Source organism: Synechococcus sp. OH30 (assembly GCF_047462175.1).
In the GTDB taxonomy this organism is placed as follows: domain Bacteria; phylum Cyanobacteriota; class Cyanobacteriia; order Thermostichales; family Thermostichaceae; genus Thermostichus.
The window spans coordinates 61,771-78,202 of sequence record NZ_JANSIP010000005.1 but is presented as its reverse complement, the minus strand read 5'-3'; the positions used below and the strand labels follow the sequence as shown (position 1 = coordinate 78,202).

The following is a 16,432-nucleotide window of genomic DNA, read 5'->3' as shown; positions in this document are numbered from 1 at the left end:
CGCAAGCCCCTACCCTCTCGGCCAGAGCCAGCGAGCAGTTGATTGCCTAGTCACTTAACTTATAAAGATGAGACTGCTGAGTCCGAACTTCTTCTCCTGCCAATGATGGATGGGTCTTTGCAATCTTTCTTTGCCTCTGCCGCGCAGGTGGGATTGGGGGTGGCAGGCCTGCTGGCTTTGCTTACCCTGCTGGCCTGGCTCCGCAACTGGCCGTGGAAGTTTTCGCTGGTGGGCTACACGGCCTTCACCCTGGTTTTGACGGCGGGCTGTTTTGCCCTCAGTTTGGGGCCAATCTTTCGCTCCCGCATTCCCGGCGCTGCTCCCTACACCACCGTTTACGACCAGGGGGCGGAGCGGGCGGTCATTGCCGTCAGCCCGGACATTACCCCAGAGCAACTGATCCTCACGCTGAAGCAGGCGGCCAGCGATTTGGCGTCCTCCGGTCGCTTCTCCACCGGCTCGCCGGTGTTTACCCTGCAGGCCCGCACCGTCATCCATCCGGAGCCGGGCGTCTCCGAGCCCTTACTTTTGGGCACGCTGCAACAGCCGCTGGGGAAACAACAGCAGCAGCAGATCCGGCTGGAGGAAGAGGCCTTTGCCCGGCTACAAAAGCTGGCCCAGGTTCAGGCTGCGGCTTCCCCCGCTGAGGGTGGGTCGGAAGAGCCTCCCTTGGGCCAGTCTTGAGCCCTGAGCCAGCGACGCAGATCCCGTCCTACCTGTTCAGGGATCTCCCAGGGGAAAAGATGAGCGACCTCGGGATAGACAATGCAGGTGCACTGGGGTAGAAGGCGGGCGGTGGCCAGGCTGCTAGCGGCAGTGATGTGGCGATCCTGCTCGCCGGCTAGGAGCAACACGGGTAGGCGCAGGTGCTGCAGCTCCCCTTCGCGGTTGTAGCCCTGTTGCAAGGCGGCGCGTAAAGCTTGGCGGGCTTGGGGAGAGGTGTGCAGATAGGCGGGCAAAGCTGCCTGGGCCAAGTAGCGATAGGCGGTTGGGGTGTGTTGCTGGATGAGGTAGCGGTAGAGAGAGCGGCGGCCAAAGGTGTTGATGTTCCAACTCCAGCCGGGCCAAAGCCAGTTGAGCAGCGAAGCAATGCCGGTGTTGAGCTGATCCCCAACGGTGATGGGGGGATGGTTGCTACGAGGACAGGCGGCGCTGGCTACCAAAACCAAGCCCTTGACCCGCTGCGGCAGGCGCAAGGCCAACTCCAGGGCCAGGATCCCGCCCAGAGACCAGCCCAACACCAGACACTCCTGCCAACCCAGGCGATCCAGCAGCTCCTGCAAGTCCTCTAGGTGAGTTGCCATCTCAAAGGGATCCCGTACCTGCGAACGCCCGTAGCCACGCAGATCCGGCGCCACACAGGGGTGCATCCCCGCCACCGCCTCAGCAAAAACTTCCATGCAGTCAGCATTGCCCGGATGGCCGTGGAGCAATAGGATGGGTAGGGAAGGGATCCCTTCTCCCCACGCACGGTAGTAGAGCTGTAGACCCATAGCTTAAGCAGTGGCCGCCCTTTTCGGCACAGGCTGCAGCTTCACCCCGTTAGGAATGCAAATTAGATTGGGCTCCAGGATCTGCACAAACCCTTTCGAGCGCAGGGATCCCAGCAGGCGAGTGACCGTTACGCGCGTAGCCCCAATGGCGTCCCCAATTTGGGCGTGGGTCAGCGTCCAGGGAAGGTACATCCCCTGTTCACAGGGTTGCCCGTACTCCTCGATCAACAGGTTTAGGAAGCCCTTGAGGCGGTCAATGGCCCGCCGTTGGCCCAAGTTGCCTAACCAAAGCAACTTGCGTTGTAGTTGCTGGCGGAAGCTTTCTTGAACTTTCTGGTGCAAATGGGGCCACTGCTCCAGATCCTGCCAGTAAAACCACATCACCGTGGTGTGCTCGACGTGGGTACAGGCTTTCAACTCAAAGCGCTCCGGATTGCTCACCTCAAAGGGCATGCCGGCAGTGATAAACCCGACAAAAACCTCCCGCCGCTCTGGCGTTTGGCTGACCAGGCGCACCACGCCTTCTTGGGTGATGTAGACCAGGCCCGGACGGGTGGGGATGCGCACGTCCTTGGGAAAAGTGCGACAGCGGTAGTGCTCCTCCGCCCACTGACACAGCTCCGGCCATTCTGGAGCCTCTGCTGCTGACGCGATGGAAACCAGGGACATGGGATAAACTTCCTGTGAGCGACTGGGTGAACCTTACCGCCTCTTCCGCTTCATCAAGCCACAAAGAGGGGTTGAAACGCTAACGGGAGGATAAACCAAAAGGAAGAAAGCTTCAGTAGTAGCTTTACCTTAGCTTCATAATGACACTTAAGATTTACAGAGCAACACCGTTGTTCTACGGATGTCCTCTATAGACCTATGTCCAATGGTAACATGCGGAAGCCGCACTCTTCTTCTCCTGGCTCCTGGCCGGCTGGGGGCTTGGCAGCAGATAGCAGGATCTTGGAGGCGGTGAGGAGGGGCACCGATGAAGATTCTCGTGAGCAACGATGACGGCATTCAGGCGGCGGGGGTGCGGTGTTTGGTGGCAGCGCTGGCTCAGATGGGCCGGCACCAGGTGACCGTAGTCTGTCCGGATCGGGAGCGCTCGGCCACTGGCCATGCCCTAACCTTGCACAAGCCTCTAAGGCTGGATCCGGTGCGGGAGGGGTTCCCCCCTGAGGTGCAAGCCTGGGCCTGTTCGGGCACGCCTTCGGACTGTGTCAAGCTGGGTCTGGACGGGCTACTGGATCATCCTCCCGATTGGGTGATTTCCGGCATCAATCAGGGAGCCAATTTGGGCACCGATGTACTCTACTCCGGCACCGTCTCAGCGGCCATGGAAGGGTTGTTGGAAGGGATCCCCAGCCTAGCCGTGAGCCTGGCCAGCTTTACCCACCAGGATTTTCAGCCGGCGGCCCAGGTGGTGCTGATGCTGCTGGAGAAGCTGAGCCTGAAGCCTTTAGAGAAGCCGATGCTGTTGAACGTCAACGTGCCCCCGCTAGAGCTGGCTGAAATACGCGGCATGGTCTTGGCCCGCCTGGCCTGGCGCAAGTACACGGATCTCTACGAGAAACGAGTAGATCCCCGTGGCAAGGCCTACTACTGGCTGGCAGGAGAGGTGGTGGAAGAGGAGGTGGATCCCTGCTCCGATGTGCGGGCGGTTGCCGAGGGCTATGTGTCGATTACGCCCCTGCAGCCGGATTTAACGGCCTACGCCGCTTTCGAGAGCTTGCAGCGCTGGGGCCTCTCAGCCTTTGGCTTTTGAAGGTTTTGGCAAGGATAGGGAGTCCCGGCTGGCTTGCTCCAACCTGGTGGAGCTAGGGAGAAGAGGTCGCCAAGGCCAGCAGCCGCTCTGCAACGGCTGGGGGAACGGGCATCACCGATAGGCGCGTACCTCGCCGCACCACCTCCAACTCTGCAGGGGTAAAAGTGGCCCGCAACTCGGCCAAAGGGATCAAGCGCTCAAAGGCGGCGACGAATTCCACCCGCACCGTGTGCCAGCGGGGCGCTGCAGGGGTTGACTGGGGATCGTAGTAGGGGCTGGTGGGATCAAACTGGCTGGGATCCACCACCTGGGTTTCTCGGATCTCCATCAAACCAACAATACCGGGGGGGTTGGCGTTGGAGTGGTAGAAAAAGGCGCGATCCCCCACCTGCATGGCTTTTAGGTAGTTGCGGGCTTGGTAGTTGCGCACGCCGTCCCAAAGGGTTTGGCCCTCCCGCTGCAGATCCCAGATGCTGTAGACGCGGGGCTCCGATTTCATCAGCCAGTAGTTCATGGAACGCTAGGCGCCGGCAGTAGGCAAGCGACGGGCAACAAACTCGACAAAGTTTTGCAATATCTTCAAGCCTACAGGGCCGGACTTTTCGGGGTGAAATTGGGTGGCAAACAGGGCGCCGCGGGCAATGGCGGCCACACAGGTTTGGCTGCCGTGTTGGGTAGTGGCGACCACCCAGCTGGGATCCTCGGGCACGGCATGATAGGAGTGGACAAAGTAAACCCAGCTTTGGTCAGGGATCCCTGCCCAAAGAGGAGACAGGGGCTGGGTGAGGTGCAACTGGTTCCAGCCCATGTGGGGGATGCGCAGGCCTGGCTCCGGTTGAAAGCGTCGCACTTGTCCGGGTACAAGGCCCAGCCCTGGCTCCACCCCCTCTTCGCTCCCCTCAAACAAAACCTGCAGCCCAAGGCAGATGCCCAGAAAGGGCTGCTGCCGCTCGATTGCTTCTTGGATAGCCTCCACAAAGCCCCGCGCCCGCAACTGCTGCATGGCTGGGTCAAAGGCCCCATCTCCCGGCAGAACGAGGCCATCAAAAGCCGCCAGCCCAGCCGGCTCTGTGACCAGCTGCACTTCGGCTCCAGCCCGCTCTAGCCCTTTGCAAGCCGAATGCAGGTTGCCGGCCTCGTAGTCAATCACTGCCAGGCGCACAGCGTTCATGGGATCCCTTACAAGCCTACCAGTATAGTGGTTTTAGCAAGGTAGGGAGCTATGGTGGTTGCAGCCTCTGCAGAAGACTTTGCCCTCTCCACTCAGCTTGGCTGGCCAGAGGCCGCCTATCTGCACATCCCCTTCTGCCGGCAGCGCTGCCACTACTGCGATTTTGCCACCGGACTAGGCACGCGCGAGCTAATAGAAACCTATGTGCAGGTGCTCTGCCAAGAGATTGGGGGGGCCTACCGCTACCGCCATTTGGCTGGGGATCCCCAACCCTTGACCAGCATTTTCTTTGGCGGCGGCACCCCTTCCCTGCTGACGGTGGAGCAATTGGGCCGGATCTTGGCTCAACTCAGGGAGAGGATCCCCTTACATCCTGACTGCGAGATTTCGCTCGAGGCCAACCCCGGCACCCTGACGCGGGAGCAGTTAGCGGGCTACCGGGATCTGGGGGTTAACCGCATTAGCCTGGGGGTACAGGCCTTTCAAGCGGAGCTGCTGGCCGCCTGCGGTCGCCTGCATGGAGTGGAAGAAGTTTACGAAGCTGTGGCCGACTTGCGGGCAGTGGGCTTTGCGAATTTCAACCTGGACTTGATCTTTGGACTGCCCTACCAGACGTTGGCGCACTGGCAGCAATCGCTGCAGGCTGTTCTTGAGATCAACCCTACCCATGTCTCCATCTATGATTTAACCATTGAGCCGGGAACCCGCTTTGGCCGGATGTACCGACCAGGGGATGCCCCTTTGCCCCCTGAGGAAATCACAGTTGCAATGTACTTGATGGCGCGGGAGCTGCTCACCCAAGCCGGCTACATCCACTACGAGATCTCCAATTTTGCCCGCCCTGGGTATGCCTGTCGCCACAACCGGGTGTACTGGGAAAATCGCCCTTACTTTGGCTTTGGCATGGGATCGGTCGGCTACGAAGGGGGGCGGCGTATTCAACAGCCGAAAACTCTCCATAAGTATTTTGAACAGGTCAAAGCCCAAGTTCACCCTCTCCCGCCACCGGCCTCTGCAGAAGAAATCTGGATGGATACGGTGATGTTGGGGCTGCGTTTGCAGGAAGGGCTGGATTTGGCAACTTTACGGCAGCGCTTTGGCCCTGCGAGGGTGGAGCAGGCTTTGCGGCGTCTAGATCCCTATTTTGAAAAAGGTTGGGCCAGTTGCGAAGGAGGGCGACTGCGACTGATCCCGCCCGAGGGCTGGCTGTTTTCCAACGAAGTCATTGCAGAGCTTTTTCCTTAGTTTGGCGGGCAAATAGTGCGAACAACTAGGCATGCATCCGCTCCCTTTCTTACTGACCGGGGGGATGTTGTTGCAAAGCCTGCTTTAGGTAGCGCCCCGTGTGGGATCCGGGCTGCTCGGCCACTTCCTCAGGGGTGCCGACGGCAACAATCTGGCCGCCCTGGTCGCCCCCTTCCGGCCCCAGGTCAATGATCCAGTCGGCACAGCGGAGGATGTCCAGGTTGTGCTCGATCACCAGCACGGTGTTGCCCGCATCCACCAACCGCTGCAGAACATTCAAGAGCTTGTGAACGTCGTAGAAGGACAAGCCGGTGGAGGGTTCATCGAGCAGGTAGAGGGTTTTGCCGGTGGAGCGGCGGGCGAGTTCTGCCGCCAGCTTCACCCGCTGCGCTTCCCCCCCGGAAAGCGTCGGAGCGGGCTGCCCCAGCTTGATGTAATCAAGGCCCACATCGGCCAAGGTCTGTAGAATCTTGGCGGCAGGGGGTAGGGCGGCAAAAAACTCCAGCGCCTCCCCCACCGTCATGTCTAGGACTTCGGCGATGTTTTTGCCCTTGTACCTGACCTGGAGGGTCTCGCGGCTGTAGCGGCTGCCCCCACACACTTCGCAGGTAACATACACATCCGGCAGGAAGTTCATTTCAATCACGTTCACCCCCTGCCCTTTGCAGGCTTCACAGCGCCCCCCCTTGACGTTGAAGGAAAAGTGGCCAGAGTGATAGCCCCTGGCCTTGGCCTCTAGAGTCTGGGCAAAGGCCTGGCGGATGGGATCAAAGAGGCCCGTGTAGGTGGCGGGGTTGGAGCGGGGGGTGCGGCCAATGGGGGATTGGTCGATGACAATGACCTTGTCGATGTGTTCGATGCCGTGTAGCTCCCCCATTTCCGGTGGCTTAGGCACCTTCTGGCCGAGGTAGTGTTGCAGGGCAGGGTAGAGCAACTCGTTGACCAGGGTGGACTTGCCGGAGCCGGAGACGCCGGTGACGCAGACCAGCTTGCCCAGGGGGATCTCCACATCGATGTGCTTGAGGTTGTTTTTGTGGGCATCGGTGAGCTTGAGGGAGACGGCTTTGCCAGGTCGCCGCTGAGCTGGGGTTGGGATCCGCCGCCGCCCCGCCAGATAGGCGCCGGTGAGGGAGCGCTCGCAGGCTAGGATGTCGGCTAGAGATCCTTGGGCCACCACTTCTCCGCCGTGGATGCCGGCGCCAGGGCCAATGTCCACGATGTGGTCGGCGGCGCGAATGGTCTCTTCATCGTGTTCCACCACAATTAAGGTGTTGCCCAGATCCCGTAGGCGGAATAGGGTTTGCAAGAGGCGTTGGTTATCCCGCTGGTGCAGGCCAATGGAGGGTTCGTCCAGCACGTAGAGCACCCCCGTCAGGCCGGAGCCAATCTGGCTGGCCAGTCGGATCCGCTGCGCCTCGCCCCCCGAAAGGGTCATGGCCGGTCGGGCCAGGGTGAGGTAGTCAAGGCCCACGTCAATTAAAAACTGCAGGCGGGTTTTGATCTCCCGCAGCACCAGCTCGGCAATCTGCGCTTGGCGGGGGGTGAGCTGGAGCTGCTCTAGGCGCTGCAGGCAGTCGCGGATGGAGATCTCGGTGAGATCCGTGATGCGGTAGCCACCGACGCGCACGGCCAGGGCCTCTGGCCGCAGCCGGGATCCGCCACAGGCAGCACAGGGGCGGTAGGTGAGGTAGGTCTCCAGCTTTTGCCGGTAGGTTTCGGAGGTGGTTTCTTGGTAGTGCCGCTGCAACTGCGGGATCACCCCTTCAAAGCGGCGGTAGTAGCCCCGGCTCCCCTGGGGGGATTCCGCCTCAACGTAGATCTCCTGGTCGCTGCCGTAGAGGAGGAGCTGCTGCTGCTCGGGGGTAAGGTCGCACCAGCGGCTACTGAGCTCAAAGCCAAAGGCCTTAGCAGCCCCCGCCAGCAGCGCCAGATAGTAGGGGTTCTCCCGCTCCGCCCAGGGGGCAATGGCCGCATAGAGGGGGAGCTTGGGGTCCGGCACAATCCGGTCGGGGTCGAAGATGGGTTCAAAGCCCAGGCCGTGACAGACGGGACAGGCGCCGATGGGGGAGTTAAAGGAAAATAGCCGCGGCGACAGCTCGCCCAGCACGGAGCCGTGTTCGGGGCAGGCAAATTGTTCCGAAAAGATCAGCTCCGTTGGCTTGCCGTTGAGGTACTGCCCCGCCACCTCGGCTACTTTTTGCAGCAGGTGTTCCCGTTCGTCTTCACGGGGCAAGAGCTCCACCACCGCCAGTCCCCCCGACTGGCGCAGACAGGTGGTCAGGGAATCGGCCAGCCGCTCTGCGATGTTGGGGCCCTTAACCAGCCGATCCACCACCACCTCAATGGTGTGGGCCTTGTTTTTGGCCAACTCAATTTCCTCGCTGAGATCCCGCACCTGGCCGTCGATGCGCACCCGCACAAACCCCTGCTGGCGCAGGCTTTGCAAGAGCGCTGCGTGGGTGCCCTTTTTTCCCCTCACCACGGGCGCAAGCAACTGAAAGCGCGTCCGCTCCGGCAGGGCCAGGATCTGGTCCACCATTTGATCCACCGTCTGGGGGGCAATCACCCGGTCACAATGGGGGCAGTGGGGGATCCCGGCCCGCCCATACAGCAGCCGCAGGTAGTCGTAGATTTCGGTTACGGTGCCAACCGTGGAGCGGGGGTTGTGGCTGGTGGACTTTTGGTCGATGGCAATGGCCGGGCTCAAGCCCTCGATGCGGTCTACATCCGGTTTGTCCAGTTGCCCCAGAAATTGCCGCGCATAGGCGCTAAGGGACTCCACGTAGCGCCGCTGCCCCTCGGCAAAGATGGTGTCGAAGGCCAGAGAAGATTTTCCAGAGCCGGAGACGCCGGTAAACACCACCAGGCGATTGCGCGGGATCCGCAGCTCGAGGTTTTTGAGGTTGTGCTGCCGCGCCCCCACCACATGGATTTCGTTTTGGCCGGACATCTCATCCCCTCTGTGTGCAGCGTGGGTGGAGACTCTGCCCAAAATTGGCGAGTCGAAAAACAACAAAAGTTAAGGAACATTAACGATTCTAGTGCTGCGGCAGAAGTCTGTCTTCTCCCCATCGCAAGGGGTGCCGGAGAAGAGGAAAGACTTGGCTATCTTGGAAGGGCCACTTGAGGGATCCCGAAGCAACCTAGCCCATGACCTGGCCACTGCTTGCCGTCCAAAAGCTCTTCATCTACCTGCTGGTGGGGATTGCCTTTACGGCCCTCTGCCTTGGGGATCAGGCCCTGTCGCCGGCGGTTATCGCCCTCTGCTTGGCAGCGGGGGCTGCCAGTTGGTTTTGGGAGCCGCCCCGCATTAGCTTTGCCCGCTATGCGCCCCTGTGGATGCCCCTGACGGTGAGCGTGCTGGTCGGCTTGGCGGCCCTGGTGCTTGCGGGCGTGCTGCCGCTTTCGGATGGGGCCATAGGCCTGGTGCTCTACCTTACGGGGGCCAAGTTGTTTCAGCGGGAGCGGGCAGCCGACCACATTCAGTTGGCGGTGTTGTCTTTGCTTCTGATGGCCATTGCCACCCTCTTTAACGAGGACATCAGCTTTGGGTTTTTATTCCTGCTGTATGTGGGGGTGGGGCTGGTTAACCTCACCCTCTATCACCTGCGCCTGCAGGCGGAGCAGCACCCCCAGGCGGCTAGCCAAGTGCGCGGGATCGACCTCAACTTTCTGGGGTTGCTTGGATCCCTGGCTTTGCTGGCAACCCTTCTCTCGGTGGTTTTGTTTTTCCTCTTTCCGCGCCTTAGCTTGGGGCTCCTAGGCCGGCAGGCCCGCTCGCCGGTGATGACCACCGGCTTTGCCGAGGAAGTCAGCCTGGGGGAGTTCGGCACCCTCAAGACCGACAGCACTGTTGTCATGCGGGTGGAGTTCCCGGCTGGGGTGCCGCCCCAGGTGGAGTCCCTCTACTGGCGGGGGATCAGCTTTGATCGCTACGACGGGCGGGCTTGGTCGCGGACGCTGGACCACGCGATCCCGATTTTCCCCACTGCAGCAGGGGTTTTTGATCTCTCGGCTTCCCCCTTGATCCCCACCGCTAGCGACCTCCAGTTCTTCCCCCTGGAGCAGCTTATCTACCTAGAGCCGCTGGCCACCAACACCGTCTTTGGGGTGGCGCCGCTGCTGGAGGTGGAGTGGTTGGATCGGGGTGGAGTGATGACCCCTCAGCAGGCATGGCAACGGCAAACTCGCCGCCTCCTCCTGCACGAGAGCGGGGATGTCAGCCATTCTCTGCCCCCCCGGCTGCCCTATCTCTACCGCGCCGTGAGCTGGATCCCCCGCGATCTGGAGCCCCGCCTGCGCCAGCTTAGCCAGGAGGAGCTGCTGAGTGCTCTTGACCCCATCCAGCGGGCAGCCTACCTGCAGTTGCCGGCAGATCTAGATCCGCGCATTCCCGCCTTGGCAGAGGAGATCACGGCTGGGATCCCCGACGTCTTTGGCAAGGTAGCGGCTCTGCAGAACTACCTGCTGGAGAACTACGCCTACACCACAGATCTGCCGGATCCCGGGGCTGAGCCGCCTTTGGAGGCCTTTTTGTTTACCCACCGCCGCGGCCACTGCGAATACTTTGCCACCGCCCTGACGGTGCTGGCCCGCAGCCTTGGCATCCCGGCCCGCGTGGTCAATGGTTTTTTGGGCGGGCGCTGGGTGGCGCAGGAGAAGTACCTGGCGGTGCGCAACGCCGATGCCCATTCTTGGACGGAGATCCCCTTTGGCCCCTATGGATGGATCCGCTTCGACGCCACGCCGCCAGAGGCCAATGTTAGCCAGCGGCAAAGCTGGTGGGATCCCCTGCAAGATTTTTACGACAGCCTGCGCTTCCGTTGGTTTAAGTACGTCATCCAGTACGACCTATCCACCCAGCGGCAGATCTGGCGGCAGATTCAGGAGCTGGCCAGCCGCGTGACCGCTCCCCAAAAGCAGGAGGATGTCGTTGCCGCCCTCCGCCGCAGCTTGGTGGGCTGGGGGCAAAGGCTGCAACAGAACAGCCTGCCGCTGCTGGGGGTGATTTTGATCACCGGCTTCACGGCCTACTGGGGCCGCCGCCGCCGCTACCAGGCCGTGCGCTGGCAGGATGGGGGATGGATCCTCTTGGCCACGCTTGGCAATGGGGTGGTGATGGGATCCCTGTGGCAGCCGCCCCCAGAATGGCCCACCTGGATGGCGGGGATCCTGTTGCCGGGGTTAGCCTTTGCCGGCATGCGCTGGATCCCGGCAGCCCTGCCCAAGTCCCAGCAGCGCCGCCAGGCCATCTCCAGACTTTACCTCCAACTGCGGGAGCTGGCGACAGCAGTGGGGATCCCAGCCCACCTAGGTCCTGAAGCCTGCCTAGAACACTTGCGCCAGTCCAACTTGCCCCAGGCCGAGCTCGCCATCCAGTTCCTGCAGCGCTACCTGGAGGTGCGCTTTGGCGGGATCCCGCTGGCAGCCGGGGAACTGCAGCGTTGGCAACAAGGCCTCAGACAACTCAGGCAGGCCTGGCAGACCCAAAATCCCACCCCTGCCCCCGAAAGAGCCCCTTGACCCGAAGCCGGCTAGGCCCTGGAGCTCTGCAAGCAGCCTTGACGTTATGAGGTGGTTAAGAGATAGTTAACTCTTAGGTAGAGACATAAGCGGCGGGCCATTGTTGCAGGTGGGCTCTGCCGCTGGTTTTGCCTGTGACCTTGCTAAGGGATCCAAGGTTGTGTTACTTTCCTTGACGTTCAGCCTTGAACAAGCAAGGGCAGGTTTGCTATGCGTAACCATTCTCTGAGGGCAGCTCTGGCCGCAACGCTGTGCCTGCTGTCCTCTTCCCTTTTTTCTAGCCTGGCTCAGGCGGCGCCGAAGCCGACCGGCAACGGGGCGATCTTTTTCCACCCCGATGGCACTTCGGCCTCCCACTGGGACATTGCCCGCATTCTCTACTACGGCCCGGATGGCTTCTTGAACTGGGATCGCCTGCCGGTTATTACCACCTACCGGGGGCATCATCTCGACCAACTGGGTGGAACCTCCAACGGCGGGGCGGTGACCCATGCTACGGGAACCCGGGTCCACGCTAAGACCTTCGGGCTGGATCCCGAGGGCAAGGAGTATTCTTCCGCCAACGGCACCCTGAACACGATCATGGAAGATGCCGTTGCGGCAGGCCTGGGCACGGCTCTGGTGCAGTCGGGATCCATCATCGAGCCGGGGACGGCTGCTTTTGTGGCCGAAGCTCCCAAGCGCAGCGACTACGAGGAGATTGCCCTGGAAGTGGTGGAGTCGGGGGTAGATATCATCCTGGGGGCCGGTGAGGAGTGGCTGCTGCCGGAAGGCGTCCAGGGCCGCTTTGGCCAAGGGAAGCGCAAGGATGGCCGCAACCTCATCGAGGAAGCCAAGAAAAAAGGGTATGCCGTCGTCTATACCCGCGACGAGCTGCTGAAGCTGCCAGCGGATGCCGCCAAGGTTTTGGGGGTGTTCAACGTAGAGGACACCTTCTACGACAAACCTGAAGAAGAGCTGCGCAAAGAAAACTTGCCCAACTACATCGCCAGTGCGCCCACCATTGCCGAGATGACGCAGTTTGCCCTAGAGCGGATTTCCCGCAACCCCAAGGGCTTCTTTGCCGTCATCGAGGAAGAGGGCACCGACAACATGTGCAACAACCTCAATGCTTCCGGCTGCCTGGAGGCCATGAAGCGGGCTGACGATGCCATTGGGGTAATCCTTAACTTCATCGAGAAGAATCCCAAAACCTTCATGATCACCACCAGCGACAGCAACGCCGGCGGGATGCAGTTGGTGGATGTGGAGTCTGCTGATAAGCCGCTACCCCCCACCGACCCCGAAGGAAGCGGCGCTCCCCTCGACGGCGTGGACGGCACCGGCACAAAGCCCTTCCTTTCCGCTCCGGACAAAAATGGCAAGCGTTTTCCCTTTGGCATCTCCTGGGCTAGCAAGGATGATGTGGGCAGTGGAGTTATTGCCCGCGCGGCGGGTCTGAACGCTCGCGAGCTGGTGCCCACCACCGGGATCCTGAACACCGACATTTACCGCATCCTCTACTCTGTGCTTTTTGGGGAGCGCATCCCCAGCGAGCTCAAGCCATAGTCTCCGGCAAGCCGGCATGGGCTTGGAGCGTCTAGAGACGGAGGGGGTCCAGGCGATCCCCTTTTTGTTGCCGCTGCACCGCTTGGTAGCGCCGTTTGAACTCCTGCTGCTGCACCTTGTGATCCACGATGGGATCCGGGTAGCCACAGCGCCGCCGCTCCTGTAGGGCCCAGGATCCCTTGGGATCCTCCCCCACCCACAGTAAAGCCGGGGTATCTAGCCCCGCCAGCTCCGGCAGGTAGCGACGGATGTACTCCCCCTCCGGGTCGTAGCGGGCCGCCTGAGTGGCCGGGTTGAAGATGCGCAGCGGCCTGGGATCCGTACCCACACCGGCGCTCCACTGCCAGCCGCCGTTGTTGGCGGCCAGATCCCCGTCCACCAGCTTCTGCATAAAGTAGCGCTCTCCCCAGCGCCAGTCGATGAGCAGATCTTTGGTTAGAAAGCTGGCCACGATCATGCGGCAGCGGTTGTGCATCCAGCCGGTCTCGTTGAGCTGGCGCATGGCCGCATCTACGATGGGGTAGCCCGTCTCTCCGGCGCACCAGGCCTGAAACCAGTCCTGCCGGTTGTCCCACTCCAGCGCATCAAAAGCTCGCCGGTAGGCGCCCCTCTCCACGTGGGGCCAGTGGGCTAAGACATGCTTGTAAAACTCGCGCCAGCATAGCTCCTGCCGCCACGTGCGCAAGCTGCTCTCGGCCTCTTCACTGCGCACCTCTGCTTCCACCTCCCGCGTGGCCTGCCACACCTGGCGAATGCCGATGGTTCCCCAGCACAGGTGGGGGCTGAGGAGAGAGGTGCCCTGTTCAGCCGGAAAATTGCGGGCCCGCTCGTAGTCCAAAATGCGCAGGCCCTGACAAAACTCCTCCAGCAGCGCTTGGGCTGCCCTCTCGCCTGAGGTCGGGATCCGCTGGTTGCAGACAAAGCCCAGATCCGCCAAGGTGGGCAGCGGTTGGGCTTCGAGGTTTGGCAGCGGCTGGAGCTCCTTGGGAATGGGGAAGGGATCCGGCTTGGGCAAGCTGGACCAGCGGCGCCAGAAAGGGGTAAAAACCGAGTAGGGCTCCCCCGCCTGGGTCAATACTTCCCCCGGCCCGTGCAGCAGCATATCTTGGTAAGAAAAAGACGGGATCCCGGCTGCCGTCAAGCTGGCCCGCACCCGACTCTCCTGCTGCCGGGCCAAGGGATCCAGATCCTCGTTCCAAAACACGGCCTGCGCCCCCAGCTCGGTGGCCAACTGCCGCAGCTCCACTGCCGGATCCCCCCGCCGCCAGAGGAGCGGGATCCCCATCTGGGCGTAGCGTTCCTGCAGCTCCTGTAACGCCTGGAGGAGAAACGCCACCCTGGCCGGGGCCATATCCGCCCGCTGCAAAACCTGCGGGTCGAAAACGAAAACCGGCACCACCTGGGAGCTGCGCTGCGCCGCCGCGTGGAGGGCTGTGTTGTCCGCCAGCCGCAGATCGCGGCGATGCCAAATCAAAACCGGGGAAGTCATAGGCTACTGAGGGACGGGATCCCATCTTGGCCGGTTCCCACCACCCCTTTCAACTCATTCCTCCCTCCTGGACAGCCAGCAGCTAGGCTGTGAAGAACCTTAAAGGGCTCTGTCAAAGCTCTGGACGGTCGAGCAGCCGGCTGGGACAATAGCGGCAGCGTTCATCTGGCTTTTGTTGGCCATCGCTGTACCCCATTGCATACGCTGTATCCCCCAGCATCACCACCAATTGAGTTAGCTTCAGGGAGAGCAAGGGGTCAAGCGGCTCTGTGACATTCAGCATAAACTGCTCAATGGAGCGCCGCAGGGCCTCTGGCGTCTTGATCATCACGTCTCCATCCATCTATTGATGGCTTTAGGTATTCATACTCAAGGCAAGGTGGACATGGATTCAGGATAAAGGTAGAAGGGAGGGATGCTCGTAGCAGCGGCTACTGTTCTTAGGATCAAGCCGACGAGGGCCTTGCTTCACACTCGCCAGAACCGGTTTGCGGATGAGGGGTAACCTAGGTGTCCAAAAATGGCAACGGAGCGACGGGTAGCCCGAGTAGCCGAGCAGATCAAGCGGGAGGTTAGCCAGATCCTGCTCTCGGAGATCAAGGATGGCCGCGTGGGAGCAGGCATGGTTAGCGTTGTGGACGTAGAGGTTTCCAGGGATCTGCAAAACGCCCGCATCTTCGTCAGCATCTATGGCGACGAAGCAGCTCAGCAGCAAACAATGGAGGGGTTGGCTGCCGCCACTCCTTTTGTGCGGCGGGAAATTGGCCAGCGCCTCGGCCTGCGACGGGTGCCGACGGTGGTGTTTTTGCAGGATCGCTCTTTGGAGCGGGGATCCCGCGTTCTGGCTCTGCTTAACCAACTGAAACGGGACTCCGAAACCAAGCAGGGGGGATCCTCATCTAAGAACCAGGAAACGGTTGAAGAGGGCAGTGAGGGCGAAGCAGAGGAGTTGGGTAACCAATAGCTGATTTTGTAAGCAGGCACTACCCGTCTCTCAGCTCTACAGGCCACAAACGGGCGGAAGCTTTGGTTTCCTGCCTAAACGGGCAACCCCTGCTGCCCCCCGACTCTGGCCATCTGCTTTTGCAATACAAAGACTCTGCTCTTCCCCTTGCCTATGGCAGCACCCCAACGGCTCCAGAAACTTTTGGCTCAGCAGGGCTTGGCCTCCCGCCGCCAGGTGGAAGCCTGGATCCTAGCCGGACGCATTCGAGTCAATGGGAAGGTGGTCACCGAGCTGGGCTTTAAAGCCGATCCGGAACGGGATCGCGTCGAGGTGGATGGACGGGTGATCCGCTTCAGGGATCCCGTCCGCTACGTTTTGCTCCTGCACAAGCCCCTGGGAGTCTTGTCCACCTGTAGGGATCCCTGGGGACGCAAGACTGTCTTGGATCTGCTCCCACCACCCTGGAACCGGCAGATCCGTCTCTACCCGGTAGGCCGATTGGACGCCGACAGCAGTGGGGCCCTGCTTCTGACTAACGACGGCGACCTGACGCTGAAGCTGACCCATCCGCGCTACCATCTGCCCAAGACCTATCTTGTGCAGGTGCAGGGGCGGCCCAGCCAAGCCACTCTGCAACGGTGGCGGGAGGGCGTCGACTTGGATGGGTCTACCACTTTGCCGGCAGAGGTGGAGTTTTGTAATCCGCCCCCTTTTGGAAGCACCTCCCACTCCTCTTGGCTGAGGGTAGTCCTATTTGAAGGCCGCAACCGGCAAATTCGGCGGGTGGCCGAGCAGCTGGGCCATCCTGTGCTTAGCTTACACCGGGAGGCGATTGGTCCGCTGCGTCTAGGTAAGCTAAAGCCAGGTCAGTTTCGCCTGTTGCAGCCGCAGGAGGTTCAGGCTTTGCTAGCCCCGTTTGCGGTTGCTGATGGCTCAGCTCCGTCCAGAAGTGCCTCTTTTCACTCCTCCTCTCCCTCTTCATAATCTTTAGCGGGGGAACTTCTGCAGGTAGCCCAACGATGCAAGAGCCGGAACGCTCTAAGGACTCTGTCCCGCTAACGGGATTGGAAGCCCTGGGATCCCTGTTGCGGCAAACTCGGGAGGCACGGGGACTGACATTGGCAGAGGTAGCTAATGACACCCTTATTCGCTCCCAATATCTGCAGGCCCTGGAGGAAGCCGACTTAAGTAAGCTGCCGGAGCCGGTCTACGTGCAAGGCTTCATCAAGCGCTATGCCAACTACCTAGGGCTGGATGGCGA

At 61.1% G+C, this 16,432-nt stretch carries 14 protein-coding genes and 1 pseudogene; 8 read left to right on the top strand and 7 right to left on the bottom strand.

Features of this window, described 5'->3' with window-relative positions:
• Positions 1 to 117 precede the first annotated feature (117 nt).
• Complete coding sequence (locus NW830_RS07440) at positions 118 to 684, top strand: Ycf51 family protein (RefSeq protein WP_414361386.1); 567 nt, start codon at positions 118 to 120, stop codon at positions 682 to 684.
• Here NW830_RS07440 and NW830_RS07435 read toward each other — a convergent pair.
• Positions 624 to 1,493, bottom strand: coding sequence for an alpha/beta fold hydrolase (locus NW830_RS07435; RefSeq protein ID WP_414361388.1), 870 nt, complete (start codon positions 1,491 to 1,493; stop codon positions 624 to 626). The two genes, NW830_RS07440 and NW830_RS07435, sit on opposite strands and share 61 nt — an antisense overlap.
• Positions 1,494 to 1,496: 3 nt before the next feature.
• Positions 1,497 to 2,162 carry a Crp/Fnr family transcriptional regulator gene (locus tag NW830_RS07430; protein WP_414361390.1) on the bottom strand — a complete coding sequence of 222 codons (666 nt, stop codon included), beginning with the start codon at positions 2,160 to 2,162 and terminating at the stop codon, positions 1,497 to 1,499.
• Positions 2,163 to 2,469: 307 nt separating this feature from the next.
• Here NW830_RS07430 and surE point away from each other — a divergent pair, with 307 nt between their 5' ends.
• Positions 2,470 to 3,249 carry a 5'/3'-nucleotidase SurE gene (gene surE, locus NW830_RS07425; RefSeq protein WP_414361392.1) on the top strand — a complete coding sequence of 260 codons (780 nt, stop codon included), beginning with the start codon at positions 2,470 to 2,472 and terminating at the stop codon, positions 3,247 to 3,249.
• A gap of 52 nt (positions 3,250 to 3,301) precedes the next feature.
• Here the strand turns inward: surE and NW830_RS07420 are convergent, their stop codons facing one another.
• Together NW830_RS07420 and hisH are read right to left on the bottom strand one after the other, a co-directional pair.
• On the bottom strand, positions 3,302 to 3,763 hold the full coding sequence (locus NW830_RS07420) for an EVE domain-containing protein (protein WP_414361394.1): 462 nt from the start codon (positions 3,761 to 3,763) through the stop codon (positions 3,302 to 3,304).
• A 6-nt stretch (positions 3,764 to 3,769) separates the two neighbouring features.
• The gene (hisH, locus tag NW830_RS07415) at positions 3,770 to 4,420 is read right to left on the bottom strand and encodes an imidazole glycerol phosphate synthase subunit HisH (protein ID WP_414361396.1); all 651 of its coding nucleotides are present in this window, start codon (positions 4,418 to 4,420) and stop codon (positions 3,770 to 3,772) included.
• 51 nt (positions 4,421 to 4,471) lie between these two features.
• Between hisH and hemW the strand changes: the two genes are divergently transcribed.
• Entirely contained in the window at positions 4,472 to 5,665 is a 1,194-nt protein-coding gene (gene hemW / locus NW830_RS07410) for a radical SAM family heme chaperone HemW (RefSeq protein ID WP_414361398.1), read from the top strand.
• Between the two features lie 49 nt (positions 5,666 to 5,714).
• Here the strand turns inward: hemW and uvrA are convergent, their stop codons facing one another.
• Entirely contained in the window at positions 5,715 to 8,615 is a 2,901-nt protein-coding gene (gene uvrA, locus NW830_RS07405; protein WP_414361400.1) for an excinuclease ABC subunit UvrA, read from the bottom strand.
• A 200-nt stretch (positions 8,616 to 8,815) separates the two neighbouring features.
• Here uvrA and NW830_RS07400 point away from each other — a divergent pair, with 200 nt between their 5' ends.
• Together NW830_RS07400 and NW830_RS07395 are read left to right on the top strand one after the other, a co-directional pair.
• Positions 8,816 to 11,188: a DUF3488 and DUF4129 domain-containing transglutaminase family protein gene (locus NW830_RS07400; protein ID WP_414361402.1), complete on the top strand. Its 2,373-nt coding sequence runs from the start codon at positions 8,816 to 8,818 to the stop codon at positions 11,186 to 11,188.
• 210 nt (positions 11,189 to 11,398) lie between these two features.
• Positions 11,399 to 12,736, top strand: coding sequence for an alkaline phosphatase (locus NW830_RS07395; protein WP_414361404.1), 1,338 nt, complete (start codon positions 11,399 to 11,401; stop codon positions 12,734 to 12,736).
• Positions 12,737 to 12,767: 31 nt separating this feature from the next.
• On the opposite strand, the gene NW830_RS07390 is transcribed toward NW830_RS07395, so the two are convergent.
• Together NW830_RS07390 and NW830_RS07385 are read right to left on the bottom strand one after the other, a co-directional pair.
• Positions 12,768 to 14,225: a cryptochrome/photolyase family protein gene (locus tag NW830_RS07390; RefSeq protein ID WP_414361406.1), complete on the bottom strand. Its 1,458-nt coding sequence runs from the start codon at positions 14,223 to 14,225 to the stop codon at positions 12,768 to 12,770.
• Positions 14,226 to 14,337: 112 nt separating this feature from the next.
• Positions 14,338 to 14,553 carry a hypothetical protein gene (locus tag NW830_RS07385; protein WP_414347243.1) on the bottom strand — a complete coding sequence of 72 codons (216 nt, stop codon included), beginning with the start codon at positions 14,551 to 14,553 and terminating at the stop codon, positions 14,338 to 14,340.
• 192 nt (positions 14,554 to 14,745) lie between these two features.
• Here NW830_RS07385 and rbfA point away from each other — a divergent pair, with 192 nt between their 5' ends.
• The 3 genes and pseudogenes from rbfA to NW830_RS07370 form a co-directional block, all read left to right on the top strand.
• Positions 14,746 to 15,189, top strand: coding sequence for a 30S ribosome-binding factor RbfA (gene rbfA / locus NW830_RS07380; RefSeq protein ID WP_414361408.1), 444 nt, complete (start codon positions 14,746 to 14,748; stop codon positions 15,187 to 15,189).
• Between the two features lie 153 nt (positions 15,190 to 15,342).
• Positions 15,343 to 16,155, top strand: coding sequence for a pseudouridine synthase (locus NW830_RS07375; RefSeq protein WP_414361410.1), 813 nt, complete (start codon positions 15,343 to 15,345; stop codon positions 16,153 to 16,155).
• A 35-nt stretch (positions 16,156 to 16,190) separates the two neighbouring features.
• Positions 16,191 to 16,427: pseudogene (locus NW830_RS07370) on the top strand (helix-turn-helix domain-containing protein); the annotation flags it as partial.
• Positions 16,428 to 16,432: the final 5 nt, after the last annotated feature.

Excerpts from the sequence above, each read along its gene's own strand:
- rbfA (WP_414361408.1), top strand. The coding sequence starts at position 14,746 with ATGGCAACGGAGCGACGGGTAGCCCGAGTAGCCGAGCAGATCAAGCGG.
- hemW (WP_414361398.1), top strand. The coding sequence starts at position 4,472 with ATGGTGGTTGCAGCCTCTGCAGAAGACTTTGCCCTCTCCACTCAGCTT.
- NW830_RS07385 (WP_414347243.1), bottom strand. The coding sequence starts at position 14,553 with ATGATCAAGACGCCAGAGGCCCTGCGGCGCTCCATTGAGCAGTTTATG.
- NW830_RS07375 (WP_414361410.1), top strand. The coding sequence starts at position 15,343 with ATGGCAGCACCCCAACGGCTCCAGAAACTTTTGGCTCAGCAGGGCTTG.
- NW830_RS07430 (WP_414361390.1), bottom strand. The coding sequence starts at position 2,162 with ATGTCCCTGGTTTCCATCGCGTCAGCAGCAGAGGCTCCAGAATGGCCG.
- NW830_RS07420 (WP_414361394.1), bottom strand. The coding sequence starts at position 3,763 with ATGAACTACTGGCTGATGAAATCGGAGCCCCGCGTCTACAGCATCTGG.
- hisH (WP_414361396.1), bottom strand. The coding sequence starts at position 4,420 with ATGAACGCTGTGCGCCTGGCAGTGATTGACTACGAGGCCGGCAACCTG.
- NW830_RS07395 (WP_414361404.1), top strand. The coding sequence starts at position 11,399 with ATGCGTAACCATTCTCTGAGGGCAGCTCTGGCCGCAACGCTGTGCCTG.
- uvrA (WP_414361400.1), bottom strand. The coding sequence starts at position 8,615 with ATGTCCGGCCAAAACGAAATCCATGTGGTGGGGGCGCGGCAGCACAAC.
- surE (WP_414361392.1), top strand. The coding sequence starts at position 2,470 with ATGAAGATTCTCGTGAGCAACGATGACGGCATTCAGGCGGCGGGGGTG.
- NW830_RS07390 (WP_414361406.1), bottom strand. The coding sequence starts at position 14,225 with ATGACTTCCCCGGTTTTGATTTGGCATCGCCGCGATCTGCGGCTGGCG.
- NW830_RS07400 (WP_414361402.1), top strand. The coding sequence starts at position 8,816 with ATGACCTGGCCACTGCTTGCCGTCCAAAAGCTCTTCATCTACCTGCTG.
- NW830_RS07435 (WP_414361388.1), bottom strand. The coding sequence starts at position 1,493 with ATGGGTCTACAGCTCTACTACCGTGCGTGGGGAGAAGGGATCCCTTCC.